This is a genomic window from Streptomyces sp. NPDC001634, from assembly GCF_040298185.1.
GTDB lineage: Bacteria > Actinomycetota > Actinomycetes > Streptomycetales > Streptomycetaceae > Streptomyces.
In genome coordinates, this window is record NZ_JBEOZU010000001.1 from 16666 (window position 1) to 35363 (window position 18698).

At 70.5% G+C, this 18698-nt stretch carries 20 protein-coding genes and 1 riboswitch; of the genes, 5 read left to right on the forward strand and 15 right to left on the reverse strand.

What is annotated here, in order from left to right:
• Window positions 1-23 precede the first annotated feature (23 nt).
• From ABT186_RS00090 to ABT186_RS00105, 4 genes are all read right to left on the reverse strand, one after another.
• A complete protein-coding gene (locus ABT186_RS00090; RefSeq protein ID WP_351922699.1) occupies window positions 24-1838 on the reverse strand; it encodes an ABC transporter ATP-binding protein in 1815 nt (604 codons plus the stop codon).
• Window positions 1839-1961: 123 nt separating this feature from the next.
• On the reverse strand, window positions 1962-2852 hold the full coding sequence (locus ABT186_RS00095; RefSeq protein ID WP_351227634.1) for an LLM class F420-dependent oxidoreductase: 891 nt from the start codon (window positions 2850-2852) through the stop codon (window positions 1962-1964).
• 47 nt (window positions 2853-2899) lie between these two features.
• Window positions 2900-5467 carry an ABC transporter permease gene (locus ABT186_RS00100; protein ID WP_351227636.1) on the reverse strand — a complete coding sequence of 856 codons (2568 nt, stop codon included), beginning with the start codon at window positions 5465-5467 and terminating at the stop codon, window positions 2900-2902.
• 22 nt (window positions 5468-5489) lie between these two features.
• Window positions 5490-6299, reverse strand: a complete 810-nt coding sequence (locus tag ABT186_RS00105; RefSeq protein WP_351227698.1) for an ABC transporter ATP-binding protein — start codon at window positions 6297-6299, stop codon at window positions 5490-5492.
• Between the two features lie 215 nt (window positions 6300-6514).
• Here ABT186_RS00105 and ABT186_RS00110 point away from each other — a divergent pair, with 215 nt between their 5' ends.
• Window positions 6515-6778 (forward strand): antitoxin, encoded by a 264-nt coding sequence (locus ABT186_RS00110; protein WP_351227638.1) that lies wholly within the window; start codon window positions 6515-6517, stop codon window positions 6776-6778.
• 4 nt (window positions 6779-6782) lie between these two features.
• The gene (locus ABT186_RS00115; protein ID WP_351227640.1) at window positions 6783-7157 is read left to right on the forward strand and encodes a fic family toxin-antitoxin system, toxin component; all 375 of its coding nucleotides are present in this window, start codon (window positions 6783-6785) and stop codon (window positions 7155-7157) included.
• Here the strand turns inward: ABT186_RS00115 and ABT186_RS00120 are convergent, their stop codons facing one another.
• From ABT186_RS00120 to bioB, 4 genes are all read right to left on the reverse strand, one after another.
• Window positions 7158-7820 carry a class I SAM-dependent methyltransferase gene (locus ABT186_RS00120; RefSeq protein WP_351227642.1) on the reverse strand — a complete coding sequence of 221 codons (663 nt, stop codon included), beginning with the start codon at window positions 7818-7820 and terminating at the stop codon, window positions 7158-7160.
• 165 nt (window positions 7821-7985) lie between these two features.
• On the reverse strand, window positions 7986-8702 hold the full coding sequence (gene bioD, locus ABT186_RS00125; protein ID WP_351227644.1) for a dethiobiotin synthase: 717 nt from the start codon (window positions 8700-8702) through the stop codon (window positions 7986-7988).
• 1 nt (window position 8703) lies between these two features.
• Window positions 8704-9984 (reverse strand): adenosylmethionine--8-amino-7-oxononanoate transaminase, encoded by a 1281-nt coding sequence (locus ABT186_RS00130; RefSeq protein WP_351922701.1) that lies wholly within the window; start codon window positions 9982-9984, stop codon window positions 8704-8706.
• Window positions 9977-11173, reverse strand: a complete 1197-nt coding sequence (bioB, locus tag ABT186_RS00135; RefSeq protein ID WP_351922703.1) for a biotin synthase BioB — start codon at window positions 11171-11173, stop codon at window positions 9977-9979. The genes ABT186_RS00130 and bioB overlap by 8 nt, the downstream gene beginning before the upstream one ends.
• A 147-nt stretch (window positions 11174-11320) precedes the next feature.
• On the opposite strand from bioB, the gene ABT186_RS00140 reads away from it, so the two are divergent.
• Window positions 11321-12448 (forward strand): 8-amino-7-oxononanoate synthase, encoded by a 1128-nt coding sequence (locus ABT186_RS00140; protein WP_351922705.1) that lies wholly within the window; start codon window positions 11321-11323, stop codon window positions 12446-12448.
• A gap of 132 nt (window positions 12449-12580) precedes the next feature.
• Here ABT186_RS00140 and ABT186_RS00145 read toward each other — a convergent pair whose 3' ends face one another.
• Window positions 12581-12805 (reverse strand): DUF397 domain-containing protein, encoded by a 225-nt coding sequence (locus ABT186_RS00145; RefSeq protein ID WP_351227652.1) that lies wholly within the window; start codon window positions 12803-12805, stop codon window positions 12581-12583.
• 9 nt (window positions 12806-12814) lie between these two features.
• Entirely contained in the window at window positions 12815-13675 is an 861-nt protein-coding gene (locus tag ABT186_RS00150) for a helix-turn-helix domain-containing protein (protein ID WP_351227654.1), read from the reverse strand.
• A gap of 249 nt (window positions 13676-13924) precedes the next feature.
• Here ABT186_RS00150 and ABT186_RS00155 point away from each other — a divergent pair, with 249 nt between their 5' ends.
• Entirely contained in the window at window positions 13925-14350 is a 426-nt protein-coding gene (locus ABT186_RS00155; protein ID WP_351227656.1) for an ATP-binding protein, read from the forward strand.
• Window positions 14351-14420: 70 nt separating this feature from the next.
• Here ABT186_RS00155 and ABT186_RS00160 read toward each other — a convergent pair whose 3' ends face one another.
• The 4 genes from ABT186_RS00160 to ABT186_RS00175 form a co-directional block, all read right to left on the reverse strand.
• Window positions 14421-14954, reverse strand: a complete 534-nt coding sequence (locus ABT186_RS00160; protein ID WP_351227658.1) for a DUF6328 family protein — start codon at window positions 14952-14954, stop codon at window positions 14421-14423.
• Window positions 14955-15034: 80 nt separating this feature from the next.
• Window positions 15035-15508, reverse strand: coding sequence for a C40 family peptidase (locus tag ABT186_RS00165; RefSeq protein WP_351227660.1), 474 nt, complete (start codon window positions 15506-15508; stop codon window positions 15035-15037).
• 4 nt (window positions 15509-15512) lie between these two features.
• Window positions 15513-15697, reverse strand: a riboswitch (cyclic di-AMP (ydaO/yuaA leader).
• 381 nt (window positions 15698-16078) lie between these two features.
• A complete protein-coding gene (locus tag ABT186_RS00170) occupies window positions 16079-16384 on the reverse strand; it encodes a hypothetical protein (protein WP_351227662.1) in 306 nt (101 codons plus the stop codon).
• Window positions 16385-16391: 7 nt separating this feature from the next.
• A complete protein-coding gene (locus ABT186_RS00175; protein WP_351922707.1) occupies window positions 16392-17027 on the reverse strand; it encodes an ATP-dependent Clp protease proteolytic subunit in 636 nt (211 codons plus the stop codon).
• A gap of 177 nt (window positions 17028-17204) precedes the next feature.
• On the opposite strand from ABT186_RS00175, the gene ABT186_RS00180 reads away from it, so the two are divergent.
• A complete protein-coding gene (locus ABT186_RS00180) occupies window positions 17205-17480 on the forward strand; it encodes a type II toxin-antitoxin system Phd/YefM family antitoxin (protein ID WP_351227666.1) in 276 nt (91 codons plus the stop codon).
• A gap of 133 nt (window positions 17481-17613) precedes the next feature.
• On the opposite strand, the gene ABT186_RS00185 is transcribed toward ABT186_RS00180, so the two are convergent.
• On the reverse strand, window positions 17614-18648 hold the full coding sequence (locus ABT186_RS00185; protein ID WP_351227668.1) for an ABC transporter permease: 1035 nt from the start codon (window positions 18646-18648) through the stop codon (window positions 17614-17616).
• Window positions 18649-18698 lie beyond the last annotated feature (50 nt).

An 18698-nucleotide genomic window follows, 5' to 3' on the forward strand; every position in this document is an offset into this window, starting at 1 on the left:
CACCTGGTTTTCCCGAGCCGGGTTCAGAGCAGGTCCGCCCGTGCGGGGGCGTCGTCGAGGAAGCCGCCCGACTGGTGCTGCCACAGCTTCGCATAGGCGCCGTCCGAGGCGAGCAGCTCCTGGTGCGTGCCCTGCTCGACGATCCGCCCGCGGTCGAGGACGACGAGCTGGTCCATGCCGGCGACCGTGCTCAGCCGGTGCGCCACCACGAGCGCCGTCCGCCCCTCCATGAGCCGCCACAGCGCCTCCTGGACGAGGATCTCGCTCTCGGAGTCCAGGGCGCTGGTCGCCTCGTCGAGCAGCAGGATCGGCGCGTCGCGCAGGATCGCCCTGGCGAGGGCCACCCGCTGGCGCTGACCGCCGGACAGCTTCACACCCCGCTCGCCCACCATGGTGTCGAAGCCGTCCGGAAGCGCGTCGGCGAACTCCGTGACGTGTGCCGCCTCGGCAGCGCGGCGGATCTCGGCGTCGGTGGCGTCCGGCCGGGCGAACGCGATGTTGTCCCGCAGCGTGCGGTGGAACATCGCCGGGTCCTGCGGCACATAGGCGATCAGGCCGCGCAGATCGGCCTGGCGCAGCATGCTGATGTCCTGACCGCCGATCAGGATCCGGCCGGCGTCGATGTCCTTCATCCGCAGCAGCAGCCGGGTGAGCGTGGTCTTGCCTCCGCCGGACCGGCCGACGAGGCCGATCTTCGTCCCGCTGGGCACATCCAGGTCGAGGCCCTCGAAGAGCGGCTCCGTGCCCGCGTGGGCGAACGTCACCGCCTCGAAGCGGACGTCGGCGGACCGGGACAGCAGAGGCTCCGGTGACGGGGGGTCGAGCACGGTCGGCGGCGTCAGCAGCAGTTCGGTGAACTGCGCGGCCTCCGTCATCGAGCTCTCCAAGCGGCGGTAGATCTGGTTGAACTCGAACATGATCCGCGTCGCGTTGCTGTAGTACGTGAAGGCGACCACGACCGCCTCCACGCCGTGCTCGCCGCCGCCGAGTGCGACCGCCAGCAGCAGGCCCAGCGCGTTGGTCAGCACGGACATCGGCGCGACCAGCGTGTCGATGCGCAGGTTGCCGTAGTCCCACGAACGCAGCATGAGCCGCCGCGACTCGGCGACGCGGGACCGGTGCTCGGCGGCCTCACGTTCCTCGGCGGCGAACGCCCGGACCGTGTCCATGTTCATCAGGCTGTCGGCGACGTGGCCCGACACCCGGGCGATCGCCTCCTCTCGCTGGTCGACGAGCGCCTGGCGGCGACGGATCAGGGGCATCACGCACAGCGCCGTCAGCGCGATCATCGCCAGGAGTCCGACGACGAGCAGCGGTTCGTAGCGCCACAGCACCACCGATCCGAACACCAGCGGCACGAAGCTGCCCACGACCTGGAACGTCACCGTGTCGACGAACTCCTCGAAGCGGGAGGCGAAGCTCAGGACCCGCTTGGTCAGCGAGCCGGCGAAGTTGTCGTGGAAGAACGCGGCATCCTTGGCGAAGAGCTCGTCCATGCCGATCACGTACAGGTGCTCGATGCCGTGGGCGTCAAGCCGGTTCAGGCAGTGCAGGCCGATGCGCCACAGCGTCTCCGCGAGCAGGAGAACGCCGGCGAAGCCGAGCACGTAGGGCAGCGTCGAGCCAACGGCGGTACCGGTGCCACCCGCGATTCGGCCGACGAGCTTCGCGACGATCAGCGGCGCCACATAGCTGATGCCGATGTTGCCCAGCGCCGGGAGCAGCATCGCCGGCACCGTCAGGCGCCGGAGCCGGGCCAACTCCCGTCCGTAGTAACGAAGTGCGAGGAGCACCGAGCCCCTGCGCGGCGGAAGCCTGTGCGATTCGGACGATTCCATCCCAACCCTGTTTTGTTGTGTGTTTGGGTGAGGAATCGCAGTGTCCCGCGACGGCGTCCACGGAGTCCAAGCGTTTTTCTCGGCCGGCCGCATCCCCGAACACCGGTGCGACACCGGCCTGCCCTACTCCTCGCGCAATGCCTCGATCACGGGCGCGAACGCCTCCATATAGGGCTCCAGGACGGTCAGATACGTGAACCCGTAGCGCTCGCGCTGCGCCCGCACCTGCTCGACGATCCGGTCCAGGGTGCCGACCAGGAAGATGGGCAGCGCCAGGGCCTGCTCCCATGTCAGGTGCGGGACGTGTTCCAGCAGCGGCCGGACCACGGCCTCACGGTCCTCGGTGACGACGACCCTCTGGATGAGCAGATTCAGCTCCGCGGGCTCCTTGCGGCCCGCCGCCAGGCGCTGGTACGTCGTCACCCGTTCGCCCAGTTCCTCGGCGGTGATCGGCGCGAGCTGCCCCGTCGTGCTGCCCGGCACCGAGCGTGCCCCCGTGAACGCCGCGATGTCGGCGCGCTCGGCGGTGAGCCTCAGCATCCGGTCGCCGTTGCCGCCGATCAGCAGCGGCACCCGTGGCTTCTGCACGGGCTGAGGCCGGTGCTCCTGGGAGCCGAGCAGCCGGTCCAACTCGTCCACGGTGCGCAGAAGATGGTCCACGCGCTCCTTCGGCGAGCCGTACGGCAGCCCCGCCTCCTCGTGCTCGGCCCGGACGTATCCGGTGCCGAGGCCGAGTTCGAGGCGGCCGCCCGTCAGCGCGTCCGTGGTGGCCACCTCGCGGGCCAGCAGCGCCGGGTTCCAGAAGCCCGCGTTGAGCACGAACGTGCCCACGCGGGGACGCTCGGTCGCCTCCGCCGCCGCGACCAGTGCCGGGAACGGCGCCGGCCAGCCGAGGTGGTCGGGGACGAGGATCACGTCGTAGCCGAGTTCCTCGGCCCGGCGGCACTTGGCGCGCCACTCGTAGGCCGGGGCGGGGTCGAGCAGGTTGACGCCGAAGCGGAAGGGCCGCGTCATGAACTCTCCTCACATTGAGGCGAATTGAGTACGTGAACGCGATTCCATCATTCGTGTGCGATGGCCGCCAGCACATTCATGCGCGATGCACGCAACGCAGGCAGCAGCGCCGCCACCACGCCCACGACCGCCGAACCCACCACCACAGCGATGATCGTGCCCCAGGGGATCGCCAGCGCCTTCATGCCCTGCAGCGCGAGCACCTGCTGGGTGCACACGCCCCACACAAGCCCCAGCGCCAGCCCCAGGACGGCCCCGAACACGGCGATCACCACCGACTCCAGCCGGATCATCCGGCGCAGTTGCCGCCGGGCGAGCCCGATCGCGCGCAGCAGCCCGATCTCGCGGGTGCGCTCGACGACCGACAGGGCCAGCGTGTTGACCACTCCGAGCACCGCGATGACGATCGCCAGGCCGAGCAGTGCGTACACGAGGTAGAGCAGCACCGCGATCTGGTCGTGCACCAGCTTCTTGTAGTCGGCCTGGTCGCGCACCTGGACCTGGGGGTACGCGTCGAGGGTCTTCTCGAGGTGGGAGCGCAGCTGATCCTTGGAGGTGCCGGGCCCGGCGTTCACGTACAGCGCGGAGTCCTGTCCGTCCGGCACGTACTTCTGGAGCGTCGCCATCCCGAAGAACAGTCCGCCCTGCGTACCGAAGCCCTCCGATCCGCCCTGGTCGGTGAGTGCGCCGACCTTGAGATCGGTGTGGCGCCCGGCCGGGAACTGGACGGGGATCGTGCTGCCGACGCGGACGTCGTGGTCGTTCGCGAACTTCACGTCCATCGCGATGGCGCCGTTCGCGAGTGCGGCGGCCGTGTTGCCCCGGGCGTAGGCGATGTGGGCGACGTCGTCGAGCCGGGGATCGTAGCCCGCGGCGGTCGTCTCGACCCGTTTGCCGTCCGGCAGCCGCACCGCGACGGGTGTGAACCGCTGGCGTACGACGAGCCCGGCGCCGTCCGTGGCGCGGACCCGGTCGGTGATCTCGTGCGGGAAGGGCTGGAAATTGCGGTTCTGCACCACGAAGTCGGCGCCCAGCGTCTTGTCGATCTGCTGGTCGAACGACTTGGACATCGACGCGCTCGCCACCGACATCCCGCCCACCAGGGCGAGCCCGACCATCAGGGCGGACGCGGTGGCGCCGGTGCGGCGCGGATTGCGCAGGGCGTTGCGCTGGCTCATCCGGCCGATCGAACCGAACAGGGCGGGGAAGGCGGCGCCCAGCACACGGATCACCGGACGCACCAGCAGGGGGCCCGCGATCACGGTGGCGACGAGAGTGAGAACCACTCCGAGCCCGAGGAGCGAGGCCGCCTGGGCCGTCTTCGCCGCCCGGACGCATCCCGCCAGCGCGGCCACGCCGAGGGCGCCCACGATCGCGCCCGCCACCGCACGGACCCTCAACGGCCGCCCCACACCGGCGACCTCGGCGTCCGCGAGGGCAGCCATGGGGGAGACGCCGGCCGCGCGCCGAGCCGGGAGATACGCGGCCACGAACGTCACGCCGACCCCGACGACGTACGCTGCGACGGGAGTCGGCCAGCCGATCACCATCTCGGTGGACTTCAGGTTCATGCCGAACGCGCTCATCAGCCGGATGAGCCCGGCCGCGAGCCCGATGCCCGCGGCGAGTCCGATCGTCGAACCGACCAGGCCGAGCAGCAGCGCCTCCGTCAGCACGGACCGGCGCACCTGCCGCCGGTCGGCGCCCAGGGCGCGCAGCAGGCCCAGTTCGCGGGTGCGCTGGGCGATGAGCATCGAGAACGTGTTGACGATGAGGAACACGCCCACGAGCACGGCGATCCCGGCGAAGCCCAGCATCACGTACTTGATCACGTCGAGGAACGCGCCGAGCTGGTCGGTGTTGGACTTGGCCTGTTCGCTCGCGGTCCTGAGGTCGTAGGCGGAGGAGTGGAGCTGTGCGGCGATCCGCTGCTTGAGCTGTGCGTCGCTGACGCCCGGAGCCGCGTCGACCGAGATGCTGGTCGCCAGGTCGGGCCGGCCAAGCAGCTTTGTCTGGGCGGTCGGGGTGTCCAGGAAGACCAGGGCGGCGCCCGGGTTGGTGGTGGTGAAGGTGGCGATCCCGACGACCCGCACCGGGAACGAGCCGGGCTGGGCGAGCACCCTCAGCGTGTCGCCGATCCTCACGTGCTTGTGCCGGGCGGTGTCCGCGTCCAGGAGCGCCTCGCCGGGGCCCTGCGGAGCATGCCCGGACGTCAGCTTCACCGGGCTGCGGTCGGTGACGTACCAGTTCTTGGCGATGGTGGGCGCGCCGGTCGTCGGTCCCACGGGGTCGTTCTTGTGGTCGACGACCGTGATGTCGGTGACGGCCGCGTCCACATGGGTCGCCGCGACGCCGGCGACGGTGGCCACTCGTGCGGCGAGCGAGGCGGGGAGCGTCGCGGTGACCCCGGAGGGGACCCGTGAGGTGAGGTCCTCCTTGGGGCTCACGGTCACATCGGCCGCTGTCGAGGCGAACAGGCGGTCGAAGGTACGGGTGACCGTGTCCGAGAAGATCAGGCTGCCCGCGACGAACGCCACGGACAGGATGACGGCCAGGGCCGAGAGCGCCAGCCGTCCCTTGTGCGCGAGGAAGCTGCGCAGAGTCGCCTTCAGCACGATTGCCCCAGTCCTCGGTTCTTCAGTCCTCGTGAGCGGGCGTCTCGCCGGAGGTCGCCCGGATCGTGTCGAAACGCTTCATGCGTTCGAGCACCGCCTCTGCCGTCGGCCGCTCCATCTCGTCCACGATCCGCCCGTCCGCCAGGAACAGCACCAGGTCGGAGTGGGCCGCCGCGCCCGGGTCGTGCGTGACCATGACGACCGTCTGCCCAAGATTGTCGACAGCCTCGCGCAGGAAGCCCAGGACCTCGAGCCCGGCCCGGGAGTCGAGGTTGCCCGTCGGCTCGTCCGCGAAGATCAGCTCGGGGCGCGAGGCGAGCGCCCGGGCGCAGGCGACACGCTGCTGCTGACCGCCGGACAGCTGCGCCGGCCGGTGTCCCAGCCGGTCCCGCAGCCCGAGCGTGTCGATCACCTGGTCCAGCCACTTCCGGTCGGGCTTCTGGCCCGCGATGTCCATGGGCAGTGTGATGTTCTCGGCCGCGTTGAGCGTCGGGATCAGATTGAACGACTGGAACATAAAACCGATCCGGTCCCGGCGCAGCCGGGTGAGCTCGCGGTCCTTCAGGCGCGTGATCTCGGTATCGCCGAGCCACACCTGACCGGCCGATACCGTGTCGAGCCCCGCCAGGCAGTGCATCAGCGTGGACTTCCCGGAGCCCGAGGGCCCCATGACCGCGGTGAAGCGGCCGCGTGCGATGTCCACGTCGACCGCGTCGAGGGCGAGCACCGAAGTCTCGCCCGAGCCGTATGCCTTTGTCAGGCTCCGGGCGCGGGCGGCGAACCCGTCCGCCTCCGCGCGACCCGGAGCGTGCTCCGCAGCAGCAGTGGACAAGACCGCCTCCTCGATCGTGGACATCCCGGCGTCCATGGTTACCTTGTCCCGCCGAGCGTAATGTGACGCACTGCACACTCGGTATCCCCCCGAAGTCCAGGCGCGTCTCCACCACAGGTCGTGCCCCTGATACCGATGTAAGGGGCACGCTCCACCCTGTGATGGACCCCGCCGCCCCCTTGCCGGTGCTAGCACACCCGCGCTAGCGTCGAGGTATGGCGAAGACCCAGCTGAACGTGCGGGTGGACGAAGACACCGCCCGAGCAGCCCGCGAGCGTGCCCTGGAGCGCGGCATGAGCGTCAACCGCTACATAGAAGAGCTGGTCCGGCAGGACACCGGCGAGGTCGGCCACACGTTTGTCGAGGCCGCCACCGACTTCATGAAGCAGTACGAGTCCGTCTTCGCCGAAGAGTTCGGCGCCGCTCGCGAGGGGCGGGGCGACAGCTCGTCCGAGCGCCGGAACGAAGGTCGTCGCTGAGCCGTTGAGCCATCTCAGAATCGACCTCGCCTGGCTGCTGATGGTCGCCGAACAGAAGACGCCCGGAGATCCCCAGGTCACGGACTGGGGTGCGCTCGTCGCCGCGGTCAGCAGGCACGAGGCGGAGATATTCGGCGTTCCCGTCTACGACACCCCGCACGCGCGCGCCGCCGCCCTGCTCCAACTCCTGCTGCACGTCCCTGCGCTGGAGCGCTCCAACGCGCTGTTTGCGTCCGCGGTCGCCTACGGCTATCTCGTCGCCAGCGGCGTCAAGGTGGTCACCTCGCCGGAGCAGGTGCGCGATCTGGCCCGGCTGGTCAAGAACGGCGAGGCCTCGGTGCACGACATCGCCCAGGAGCTGCGGCAGTGGAGCCTGTGACTACTGCGTGAGGGCCGGCCGCCGGGCGGTGCCCAGCACACAGTACGAGGTGGGCAGGCGCAGGCCCTTCTCCGGCAACAACACCTGGCGGTAGGGCCCGAGTTCGAAGCCGGCCGACCGGATCGCGGCGACCGGGTCCCGGCCGACGTGGCAGCCGCCGAACAGCCGCGGCCACACGGTGCGGTCCAGGGTGCGCTGGGTGGCCTCCATCGCGCGCCCGCCGCCCCTGCCGTGTTCGAAGAACCGCAGCTCACCGCCGGGGCGCAGCACACGCCGTAGCTCCGACAGGGCGCGCGTGACATCCCGTACGCTGCACAGCACCAGCGACACGACCGCGGCGTCGAAGGCCTCGCTCTTCACCGGCAGCGCCTCCGCCGCACCCGGCACCACGTCCACGGGCACATCGGCGCGCAGAGCCGCGGTCGCCGCAAGCTGCCGCAGCGCACGCTCGGGTTCGATCGCGACCACCTCGGCCACCGTGCCGGGGTAGTGCGCGAAGTTCAGACCGTTGCCCGCGCCGATCTCGATGACCCGCCCCGACAGACCGGCGAGGAGAGCATCACGGTGCGGACCCATCGTTCGTTCGGCGGCCACGCTGAGGCGGGCGTAGAAGCGGGCGAAGAGGGGGTGGTGAACGGCGTCCTTGGGGGCGCGATCCGGCATAGGGGCCTCCTGGTGGCGGAGGACGGGTGGTACAGCGATTCTCCCCCGCGTGCGCCCCACGCACGCCCGTTCCGTGTCCCCGTCGCAGCGGGAACCGGCTCCTCCGACCGCTCGGCTCGCTCGGCCCTCTCGGACGGACCCCTCGGACCTCTTGGACCCTCGGACCTACGGTGCGAACGCCGAGGCGAATGCCTCCGCGTCCCACGTCCCGCCCAGCCGGGGCGCCAGCCAGCCGGGCGCCCCGGCACGGAAGTCCTCGGGCGCGTACGCCCCCGCTCCCGAGGGCAGCGCACCGAGCAGCGGTGCCTCGGCCACCGACGGAAGATCCACCAGATTGCACCGCGAGGCGAGATCGGCCGACTTGGGCCAGCTGCCGATCACCACACCCGTCATGTCAATGCCCCGGCGGCGGAGTTCACGCGCCGTCAGCTCGGTCGTGTTCAGCGTGCCGAGGCCCGCCGACGCGACCACCAGCACCGGCGCCTCCAACAGCCGCGCCACATCGGCCAGGGTGCCGCCCTCTTCGTCGAACCGTACGAGCAGCCCGCCCGCGCCCTCGACGAGGACGAGGTCGTGCTCGGTGGCCAGTTTGGCGGCCGCCTCCGCCACGTCGTGCGGCCGCACCGGCGCCAACCCGGCGCGCCGGGCGGCCGTCGCGGGGGCCAACGGTTCGGGATACCGGGCCAGTTCGAGTGTGGTGAGCGCACCCGCCAGCCGGGCCACCTCTTCGGCGTCCCCACGCTCGTCCGGTTGTACGCCCGTCTGCGCGGGCTTGAGCACGGCCACCGACCGCCCGGCGGCGACGGCCACCGCCGCGACGGCCGCGGTCGTCACCGTCTTGCCGACCTCCGTGCCGGTCCCCGTGATCACCAGTACCGACATGTCACCCTTCCCGTGCCGCCGCGCACACGGCGCGCGCGATCCGTGCCACGTCCGCGTCGCCGGTCACGTATGGCGGCATCGTGTAGATGAGGTCGCGGAACGGCCGCAGCCACACGCCCTCGCGCACCGCGGCCCGTGTCGCCGCCGCCATGTCCACCTCGTGGTCGAGCTGGACGACACCGATGGCACCGAGGACCCGTACCTCGCGCACCCCCGGCACGGAGGCAGCCTCCTCGAGTCCTTCGCGCAGCCCGCTCTCGATCCGCTTGACCTCCGACTGCCAGTCCTGGCCGAGCAGCAGGTCGATCGACGCGCAGGCCACGGCGGCGGCCAGCGGATTGCCCATGAAGGTGGGGCCGTGGGCGAGTACCGGCACCTCGCCCCGGGAGATTCCGTCGGCCACCCGCGGGGTGCACAGCGTCGCCGCCATGGTCAGGTAGCCGCCGGTCAGCGCTTTGCCCACGCACATCACATCCGGCGTCACCGCCGCATGGTCCGCGGCGAACAGCGCGCCCGTGCGCCCGAACCCCGTCGCGATCTCGTCGAACACGAGCAGCACGTCATGCGCGTCACACGCCTCGCGCAGCACGCGCAGATAGGCGGGGGAGTGGAACCGCATGCCGCCCGCGCCCTGCACCACCGGCTCGACGATCACGGCGGCCAGTTCGTCCGCGTGCCGTTCGATCGCGGAGCGCAGATGGTCGGCGTACGACTCCTCGTACGCGGCCGGAGGTGCGTCGGTGAACACCTGCTGGGGCAGGACACCCCGCCACAGCTCGTGCATCCCGCCCTCGGGGTCGCACACGGACATCGGGTTCCAGGTGTCGCCGTGATAGCCGCCGCGCCAGGTCAGTAGGCGCTGCTTGCCGGGGCGGCCGAGCGAGCGCCAGTACTGCAGGCACATCTTGACCGCGACCTCGACCGAGACCGAGCCGGAGTCGGCGAGGAAGACGTGCTCCAGACCATCGGGCGACATGTCGACAAGGAGCTTTGCGAGCCGGACGGCGGGCTTGTGGGTGAGCCCGCCGAACATCACATGACTCATCCGCGCCAGCTGTTCCCGCGCGGCCTCGTTGAGCACCGGGTGGTTGTAACCGTGGATCGCCGACCACCAGGACGACATGCCGTCGACCAACTCGCCGGAGCCGTCGGCCAGGCGCAGCCGTACGCCGCTCGCCGACTCCACGACGAGCGGCTCCTGCCGCCCGGGCATGGGACCGTACGGATGCCAGACATGCTGCCGGTCCAGCGCCAGCAGCTCGTCCACGGACAGGTCAGGCATTGGGCGCGAGATCCGTTCCGGCACCACGACGGCGCACGGCGACCAGGTCCGTACGGGGCTCGCCCGCCTGCGCGGGGGAGGCGGCGACGGAACCACAGAGACCGCCGCCCTCGTGGGACCCGCACCCGGCGTCCCCGTGCGAACCGCATCCGGCGCCCTCGTGCGACCCGCATCCGCCCGTCGCGGCCCGGTGCTGCGGCAGCGTCACCTGGTCGGCGCCCTCCACCTCGAAGCCGGCGTCCGCGATCATCTCCAGGTCCGCCTTGCCCGCCTGGCCCTCACTGGTCAGATAGTCGCCCAGGAAGATCGAGTTGGCCAGGTGCAGGGCCAGCGGCTGCATCGTACGGAGATGGACCTCGCGGCCGCCCGCGATGCGCACCTCGACGTCCGGGCACACAAAACGCACCATCGCCAGGATCCGCAGACACCGCTGCGGGGTCAGATTCCACTCCTTGGCGAGCGGGGTGCCCTCGAACGGGATGAGGAAGTTGACCGGCACCGAGTCCGGGTCCAGCTCCCGCAGGGAGAAGACGACGTCGACCAGGTCCTCGTCGCTCTCGCCCATGCCGGCGATCAGGCCCGAGCAGGCCGACAGACCTGCCTCGTGCGCCTTGTGGACCGTGTCGACACGGTCGGCGTACGTGTGCGTGGTGGTGATGTCCCCGTATGTCCCCTCGGACGTGTTCAGGTTGTGGTTGTAGGCGTCGGCGCCCGCATCGCGCAGCCGCTCCGCCTGGCCGTCGGAGAGCAGACCGAGGCAGGCGCACACCTCGATGCCCTCGTTCTGCGCCTTGATGGTCTTGATGGTGTCGGAGACCCGGTCCACGTCCCGGTCGGTGGGCCCGCGGCCGCTCGCCACCAGGCAGACCCTCTTGGCCCCGCCCGCGACTCCGGCCGCCGCGGCCTCGGAGGCCTCATGAGGCTTGAGCCAGGTGTACTTGAGGATGTCGGCCTTCGAGCCGAGCCGCTGGGAACAGTAGGAACAGTCCTCGGGGCACAGGCCGGACTTCAGGTTGACGAGATAGTTGAGTTTCACCCGTCGGCCGAACCAGTGGCGGCGTACCTTGCCGGCCGCGGCCACCACATCGAGCACGTCGTCGTCGGAAGTGGCGAGGACGGCCAGAGCTTCCTCGCGGGTCGGCAGCTCGCGCCGCAGCCCCTTGTCCACCAGCGTGTTCAGCAGGTCCATGAGAGCCGATCCTGTCCTACGGGACCGCCCCGGGCCAAGGAGAGTTTGCACAAGAGACACCGTTCGACGTGTGGGTATTGCCACACCCTGGGCGGCTGGTCGTCCCGCTAGTGTCTGTGCACTGCCTACAAAAGCCCCGGAGGACCCATGGCGTTCGGCTGGATCGACGAGCAGGCGCGGGCGCGCCGCGGGGCCGGACTCGTCCGCACCCTGCGCCCGCGCGCGGCCGACTCCCCGCTCCTCGACCTCGCGAGCAACGACTACCTGGGCCTCGCCCGCCATCCCGAGATCACCGAGGGCGCGGCCCGGGCGGCCCGGCTGTGGGGCGGCGGCTCCACCGGCTCCCGGCTCGTCACGGGCACCACCGAACTGCACGGTGAGCTGGAGCGCGAACTGGCGGACTTCTGCGGCTTCGAGGCGGCCCTCGTCTTCTCCTCCGGGTACGCGGCCAACCTCGCCGCGGTCACCGCGCTCGCACCGCACGGTTCTCTGATCGTCTCCGACGCGGGCAACCACGCCTCGCTCATCGACGGTTGCCGGCTCGCGCGCGGTATCACGCAGGTCGTCGCGCACGCCGACCCCGACGCCGCGCGCAAGGCGCTGGACACCCACCCGGGAGCCGCGGTCGCGGTCTCCGACACGGTCTTCTCGGTGGACGGCGATGCGGCCCCGCTGGCCGAGCTGGCCGCCGTCTGCCGGGAGTTCGACGCGGGACTGATCGTCGACGACGCACACGGGCTCGGCGTCCTCGGCGCCGGCGGCCGCGGCGCCCCGCACGCGGCGGGGCTCGCGGGCGCGCCGGACGTGGTGGTCACGGTGACGCTGTCGAAGTCGCTGGGCAGTCAGGGGGGTGCCGTCCTCGGCCCGGCGCACGTCATCGACCACCTGGTCAACGCGGCCCGGACGTTCATCTTCGACACCGGCCTCGCCCCGGCCGCGGTGGGCGCTGCACTCGCGGCGCTGCGACTGCTGCGCCGCGAGCCGGAGCGCGCCGCCCGGGCCCGCGCGGTGGCGACGGCCCTGCACACCCGCCTCACGGCGGAGGGTCATGAGGCGGTACGGCCGGACGCGGCGGTCGTCTCCGTACGGGCACCCTCCCCCGAACATGCCGTACGGTGGGCGGCGGACTGCCGGGCGGCGGGGGTCGCCGTCGGCTGCTTCCGCCCACCGTCGGTGCCCGACGGCATCTCGCGGCTGCGGCTGACCGCCCGTGCGGACCTCACCGACGGGCAGATCGAGCACGCCGTACGCGTGATCGGCGAGACGCGACCGTGAACCACGAGACGCGGCGAACCGGCGAAACGCGACCGTAAGTCGGCGAAACGGCCGTGCATCGCGCGTCGTACGGAAGTGACTTGGAATTGGGCTCGAAATTGGCTCAAATGCGACCGAGTCGCGCGGAAGTGATCAGCTCAGTCCGGCGAGGAAATCCTCCCAGGCGTCGGGGGCGAAGACGAGAGCGGGTCCGTTGACGTTCTTGGAATCGCGCACGGCGACCAGTCCGGACCAGCGGCCTGTGTCCGGGCGGGCGGTCTCGACGCAGTTGTTCATTCCTGTACTACGGCTGCTGCGAAGCCATCGCACGCCGTGCAGCGAGATGCTGGACGGGATGTGCCGAGGCAGTGCTGACATGGCGCCTCCTTACGAACCGCCGGTTAACGCGGCGATGTAATCCAACGAGTCCTCGGGCGAAAGGGCGTGGATCTGAAGGGAGTTGAAGGCCTCGCTGTAGGCCTGGAGGTCTTCTTTCCGCTCGAGATAGAGGCTACTCGTCAAGTGGTCGAGAACAACCACATCCAGATCGGATCTGCTCGGAAATGAGAAGATAACGAAAGGCCCGGTGATGCCGATGTGTGCCCCGGCGGCGAACGGCAACACCTGCAGCCGCACTTGCGGCAGCCTGGCCGCCTCCAGGAGCCGCTCCAGCTGCCGCGCCATGATCTCCGGCCCGCCGACCTCCCTGCGCAGCACCGCCTCGTCCAGGACGGCGCTCAGCTCGAGCGGCGGATGCGCCCGCAGTACGTCCTGCCGGGCCAGCCGTACCTCCACCAGGGCGTCCAGCTGGGTGTCCTCCAAGGTGGCGAGGGCGGCCCGCGTCACCGCCCGGGCGTACTCCGGCGTCTGCAGCAGCCCCGGCACCACCGACGTCTCCAGTGTGCGCATCCCGCTCGCCTGGCTCTCCAGGCTGATGAAGTCCCGGTAGGTGGGCGGCAGCACCCCACGGTAGGCGTGCCACCAGTTCTGCCGGCCGCCACCGTCCTCCGAGCCCGCCAACACCAGGAGAAGGTCCCGCAGCTCGGGGTCCTGAACGCCGTACGCGTCCAGCAGCAGTCGTACGTCCGCCGGCTTGACCCCGCTGGCGCCCGTCTCGATCCGGCTCACCTTCGACTGGTGCCAGCCGACGAGCGCGGCCGCCTCGCCGCTCGTGAGAGTGGCCCGGGCGCGCAGGGCGCGCAATTCGGCGCCGAGTTTGCGGCGGCGTACCGCTGGTCCGTACTGCATGGCCGACTCCTTCCGCACGGCGCGCGGTTTTCACGGCGACGGTAGAGGATGGGCCCGGGGGCCGCCCAAATACGGTCGGTCGTCGGAGAGTTCACCGCTTCGAGCGACAGATATATGCATATCTCGGGGGATCGCACCCGAGAGAGCCCTGGTGATGGCAGTCTGGCGCGCAGCACCAAGTCCGGGACCGTACTCGAACCAACCACTCCGTGTCGGACTCCGGTCCCGTGGGAAAGGGACGACGTCGCCATGGCAGACCATCAGGAAGCATCCGTCACTCTGCCGAGCGATCCCGCCTCGGTTTCCGCCGCCCGGCAATACGTCACGAGTGTGCTCGCAGAGTGGGGCCTGCCGAGTGACACAGAAGCCGCCGACACCGTGCGCCTGATCGTGTCCGAACTGGCCACCAATGCCGTGCAGCACACCTTCGGGCTGTCGCCCACGTTCACGGTCGACATCGCGCTCGACCGGGACGAGTTACTGCGCATCGGCGTCACCGACAGTCACCCGCGCTTTCCGAAGCGCTTGCCCGCGGCCGTGCAGCAGGACAACGGCCGCGGCATGGTGATCATCCGATGGCTGACCGCGGAGTACGGCGGCAAGCTGAGCGTGCGGCCCACCCGCGACGGAGGCAAGACGGTCGCGATCGAGCTGCCGTGGACCGTGCCGGTGTAGTCGGTCATGGCGGGCCGCGCGAGCCGCAGGTTGGTCTGCGTGTTCGGCGGGTTGCGTTCGGTGGAGGCGGTCACCGGGACTGCCCGGAGTGTTCTCGGTCGCCTTCTTCCGGGGCCCCTCGGGGTGTGACGACCGCGCGCCGTACCAGCCAGGGAAGGACGCGCCACAGGCCCAAGCACACCAGGAGCGTCCCCGCCCCGGCGGCGATGCCGGCGGTCCGGCCGAGCGAGACGTCCACCACCAGCAGCACCGACCCGGTGAACGCCAGCATCAGCACCGCCATCCCGACCGTGGCGAGGCGGGAGGAGATCCGCACGATGGCGGGCTTGGCGTTCTTCTGGAAGAGCGAGCGGTGCAACGCCGCGGGCGTGGTGAACAGGGCCGCCGCCAGAACGGCCAGCAGGAGCGTCGTGACGTATGTGGCGCGCTGGACCGTGTCGAGCGTGGTGAAGCGCTGGGTGAAGGCCAGGGTCAGCAGGAAGGCGAAGAGGATCTGCACCCCGGTCTGGGTGACGCGCAGCTCCTGCAGCAACTCGGCGAAGTTGCGGTCCGCGCGCTCCAGGGGTGTTTCGTGCCGTGCCTGGTGGGGAGGTCGGTCGCCCATGGTGAACGAGTAACCGTTCCGGCCCTCCTCACGCCCTGGTGGGGTGACGGCGCACCGTGCCGTCACCCCACCCGGCCGTGTCAGCTCACCCGGCCGTACCACACGCTCCTCGTCCAGATCTTCTCGAGCCGGACCACGGAACCGGTCTTCGGGGAGTGCCAGATCTTTCCCTTCCCGGCATAGATGCCGACGTGGTAGATGTTCCGGCCCGAGTGGAAGAACACCAGGTCTCCCGCCCTGCGCTGCGAGGCCGAGATGTGGTGCGTCTTGTTGTACTGTGCCGCGGCCGTACGGGGCAGGGTCTTGCCCGCCTTCTTGTACGCGTAGAGCGTGAGCCCCGAGCAGTCGAAGCGGCGCGGTCCGGCGGCGCCCCACTGGTAGGGGGACCCCTTCTTCGACGCCGCGATCTGAAGCGCCTTGATCGCCGGAGTCGCGGCCACCGCGTCGGCTGCGACGCCGGGGGCCACGATGCTGCCGCCGACGGCGGCGATGGTGAGGGCCGAGGCCGTACCGGCCCGGGTCAGCAGCGACGGGACACGATTGAGCGCAGTCATGCGCAACCCTTCGTCAGCCGCCTGTGAAGGATGACCTGTCGGATTCGGGCTGGCGAAGTAGCCCGGCCGCTGACGCGGCTTCACCCCAAGGACCGTCCGGATCTCTCCGGTGGCCCGCCTTGCTGGGTCCTCCACTCCTGCCGATCCACTCCTGTCGACCGGTCATCCGGGCGGTGGCAGGACTCGGCGTCCGCCCGGACCGCCCCGCCGCGGTGGCGGGGGCTTGTCGTCAGGAAGGGATCTTCACCTACGGAAGTCGGAAAATCACAATGGAATCGGTGGTTTGTGGTGTTACTCACCAACCACCCGTTCGGCTGGACAGCCCCCTGTTCGAAGGGGGTTGAGGGGTCTGACGAGCCTCCCACCTGCACAGAAACGCCCGATTCGACCCCGGGGCTACGCGCGTTGCGGAGTATTTTCGGGCCCCCGGCCGGAGGGGTGCCTACTCCGACCGGGGGTACACCATTTGGTTCGTTTGAGTCGGAGGCGGAGCCGTTCGTCACCTCATGCGTGACGAGCAGCATTCCGATCGCGTCAACTGTCCTGCTCCGCCGAAACGGTCACTGTCCGTCAGTCCGGTCCCGGCGGAACCGCGACTCGTGCCGCGCGGCGCTCACCGTCCAGGACCCGGAGCGCGCGGGCGAGCGTCGGGCCATGCAGTTCGTTCTCCCCGCGCTGGTGCATCAGCGTCAGCGCGTCCCGCAGGGCCGCTGCCTTGCTCACCAGGGCCTGGGCGGCGCGCAGTCCCCGGTACGTGTCCCCGGAGTGCGCCGGATTGATGCGGCCGAGCAGGTCGACGATGTCGAGGTAACGGTCGATCAACTCCGCCTCGGCGCGGGTCAGTGCAGGCAGCGGGGGCAGTTCGGGCGGCAGCATCGGCGGCTCACCTCGCGCCGGGCGCGGTACGCGAGGCCTTGCGGCTCGCAATGATGCGGTCGACCAGTCCGTACTCCACCGCCGCCCGTGCGTCGAGGATCTTGTCCCGCTCGATGTCGGCGGCGATCCGCTCCTGGCTCTGCCCGGTGTGCCGCGCGAGCATCTCCTCCAGCCGCTCGCGGGTGCGCGTCAATTCCTCGGCCTGGATGAGCAGATCGGTGGCCTGCCCCTCCAAGGGCTCGGGCAGGGACGGCTGGTGGATCAGCACGCGGGCGCCCGGCAGCGCGGACCGCTTGCCCGGTGTGCCGCCGGCGAGCAGTACGGCCGCGGCGGACGCCGCCTGGCCGAGGCAGATCGTCTCCACGTCGCAGCTGACGTACTGCATCGTGTCGTAGATCGCGGTCATCGCGCTGAACGAGCCGCCGGGGGAGTTGATGTAGAGCGAGATGTCCCGGTCCGGATCCAGGTATTCGAGGTGCATGAACTGCGCCATCACGTCGTTCGCCGACATGTCGTCGACCGGGGTCCCCAGGAACACGATCCGCTCGTCCAGCAGCTTCGCGTACGGATCGAGGGTCCGGTGCCCGTATCCGGTGCGTTCGGTGAACTCGGGCAGGACGTGACGGGCGGTCGGTCGGTTCATGGCATGCGCCTCCTCGGGATCGCTTCCTGTAAAAAATGTACAGGACGTACGTTCGCTGGAGACGTGAACCATGCTGAGAGCGAAAACAGCGGCCGGGCAGCACCGCGCGGCTGAAGGGGCCGGAGCGCATCTTCCGCCCCGAGAGGCCTGTCAGGGCCTCGGACTAAGCTGGAGCACATGGCCTACGAGATTCCGGTGACGCAAGCCAGGGCTGAGCTCGCCGATCTGATCAACCGCGTGGTGTACGGCGGCGAGCGTGTCGTCGTGACGCGGCACGGAAAGCCTCTCGTCGCCCTGGTCTCCGCCGCCGACCTCGAGAGGCTCGCCGAACTGGACGCGGCGGAGGAGCAAGTGGTCAGCTCGGTCTCCAGCGTCCGGGAGGTCTCCTCGCCCCCACGCGAGCAGCACCGCTTCGGCATCACCGCGGAACACCGGGGGACAGGCGCCTCCTGAGGACCGAGACGAGCGCGTCCTGAGGACGGAAGAGAGAGCCGAAGCAAAGAGACCGTGCGCCCCCCGTTTGCCACTGCGGGGGTGCACGGTCCGTTCCGGTGCGGTTCTCTTTCGGCGGGTCTTCGGCTGACGGTCAGCCGGCGAAGGCGGGCTCCCGTTCGGCGGTGGTGTTCGGCTCGTCGCTCCCGGTGCGCCGCTTCAGCGCGCTTCCGAGCAGTACCGCGCCCAGGCCCCCCGCGGCCCACCAGGCCAGCGTCAGTGCGGGGCCGGTCGCCGCCGCGCCGTCGAAGAACGCCACCGACCGAAGCAGGGACGCACCCGCGCCCGGCGGCAGCCACTGACCGATCGTCCCGACCGGCTCGGGCAGCATCTGCGGGGCCGAGGACGCCCCCGAGAACGGGTTGCCGAGCAGCATGACCACCAGCGCGGTGAGCGCGATGCCGTGCTGTCCGATCAGGGCTGCCATCCCGGCGACCGCGCCGCTCACGGCCAGGGCCGACAGTCCGAACACCGCTGCCTCGGTCCACCAGTCGCCGGTGATGACCCCCAGCCAGCTGTCCGCGATCCCGGCCGCGACCACGCCGACCAGGGCGGCGGCGCCGACGAGCGAGACGATGGCGCGTACACCCCGCAGTCCGAGCATGGTCACGACCGCGCCGGCGGCGATGCCGACCAGCGCCATCGGCAGCACGCCGGCGTTCAGGGTCGCGCCGCGCGGGTCGGCCTGGGGGGTGGCCACGACGTCGACCGTCCTGACCTGGGTGCCGCTCGGTGCCTGCTGGACCACCGCCTGCTGGAGCAGCTGGGCGACGAGCGGGCTCGCGGCCGACGCGGTCAGCAGTTCGGGCCCCTGTGCCGTCACGACCACCGCGCCGTATACGGTCCGGTCCTTGATCGCGTCACGGGCCGCCGTCTCGTCGGCGTAGCGGTGGATCTCGAACGCGCCCTCGCGTTGCTGAAGCTGCCGCTGCACCTGTGCGGTCGCGGTGGCGGGTCCCGCCACACCGAGCGGCAGGTGGCGCGGCGCCGTACGGGCGGTGGGCCAGGCGAAGGCCCACAGGGCCAGGGCCGCCAGGGCGGGGATCAGAACGACGACCGCGATCATGCGGCGGCCGCGCGGGAGGGCCGGGGTGGATGCCCTGGTGGGTGCGGCGGTCGTGGCGGACATGGGTTCCCCCTCGGGATGTCGGTGGAAGGACTTGAAGGGTTCAGCGAGTC

Excerpts from the sequence above, each read along its gene's own strand:
- ABT186_RS00090 (WP_351922699.1), bottom strand. The coding sequence starts at position 1,838 with ATGGAATCGTCCGAATCGCACAGGCTTCCGCCGCGCAGGGGCTCGGTG.
- ABT186_RS00095 (WP_351227634.1), bottom strand. The coding sequence starts at position 2,852 with ATGACGCGGCCCTTCCGCTTCGGCGTCAACCTGCTCGACCCCGCCCCG.
- ABT186_RS00110 (WP_351227638.1), top strand. The coding sequence starts at position 6,515 with ATGGCGAAGACCCAGCTGAACGTGCGGGTGGACGAAGACACCGCCCGA.
- ABT186_RS00120 (WP_351227642.1), bottom strand. The coding sequence starts at position 7,820 with ATGCCGGATCGCGCCCCCAAGGACGCCGTTCACCACCCCCTCTTCGCC.
- bioD (WP_351227644.1), bottom strand. The coding sequence starts at position 8,702 with ATGTCGGTACTGGTGATCACGGGGACCGGCACGGAGGTCGGCAAGACG.
- ABT186_RS00130 (WP_351922701.1), bottom strand. The coding sequence starts at position 9,984 with ATGCCTGACCTGTCCGTGGACGAGCTGCTGGCGCTGGACCGGCAGCAT.
- bioB (WP_351922703.1), bottom strand. The coding sequence starts at position 11,173 with ATGGACCTGCTGAACACGCTGGTGGACAAGGGGCTGCGGCGCGAGCTG.
- ABT186_RS00140 (WP_351922705.1), top strand. The coding sequence starts at position 11,321 with ATGGCGTTCGGCTGGATCGACGAGCAGGCGCGGGCGCGCCGCGGGGCC.
- ABT186_RS00145 (WP_351227652.1), bottom strand. The coding sequence starts at position 12,805 with ATGTCAGCACTGCCTCGGCACATCCCGTCCAGCATCTCGCTGCACGGC.
- ABT186_RS00150 (WP_351227654.1), bottom strand. The coding sequence starts at position 13,675 with ATGCAGTACGGACCAGCGGTACGCCGCCGCAAACTCGGCGCCGAATTG.
- ABT186_RS00155 (WP_351227656.1), top strand. The coding sequence starts at position 13,925 with ATGGCAGACCATCAGGAAGCATCCGTCACTCTGCCGAGCGATCCCGCC.
- ABT186_RS00160 (WP_351227658.1), bottom strand. The coding sequence starts at position 14,954 with ATGGGCGACCGACCTCCCCACCAGGCACGGCACGAAACACCCCTGGAG.
- ABT186_RS00165 (WP_351227660.1), bottom strand. The coding sequence starts at position 15,508 with ATGACTGCGCTCAATCGTGTCCCGTCGCTGCTGACCCGGGCCGGTACG.
- ABT186_RS00170 (WP_351227662.1), bottom strand. The coding sequence starts at position 16,384 with ATGCTGCCGCCCGAACTGCCCCCGCTGCCTGCACTGACCCGCGCCGAG.
- ABT186_RS00175 (WP_351922707.1), bottom strand. The coding sequence starts at position 17,027 with ATGAACCGACCGACCGCCCGTCACGTCCTGCCCGAGTTCACCGAACGC.
- ABT186_RS00180 (WP_351227666.1), top strand. The coding sequence starts at position 17,205 with ATGGCCTACGAGATTCCGGTGACGCAAGCCAGGGCTGAGCTCGCCGAT.
- ABT186_RS00185 (WP_351227668.1), bottom strand. The coding sequence starts at position 18,648 with ATGTCCGCCACGACCGCCGCACCCACCAGGGCATCCACCCCGGCCCTC.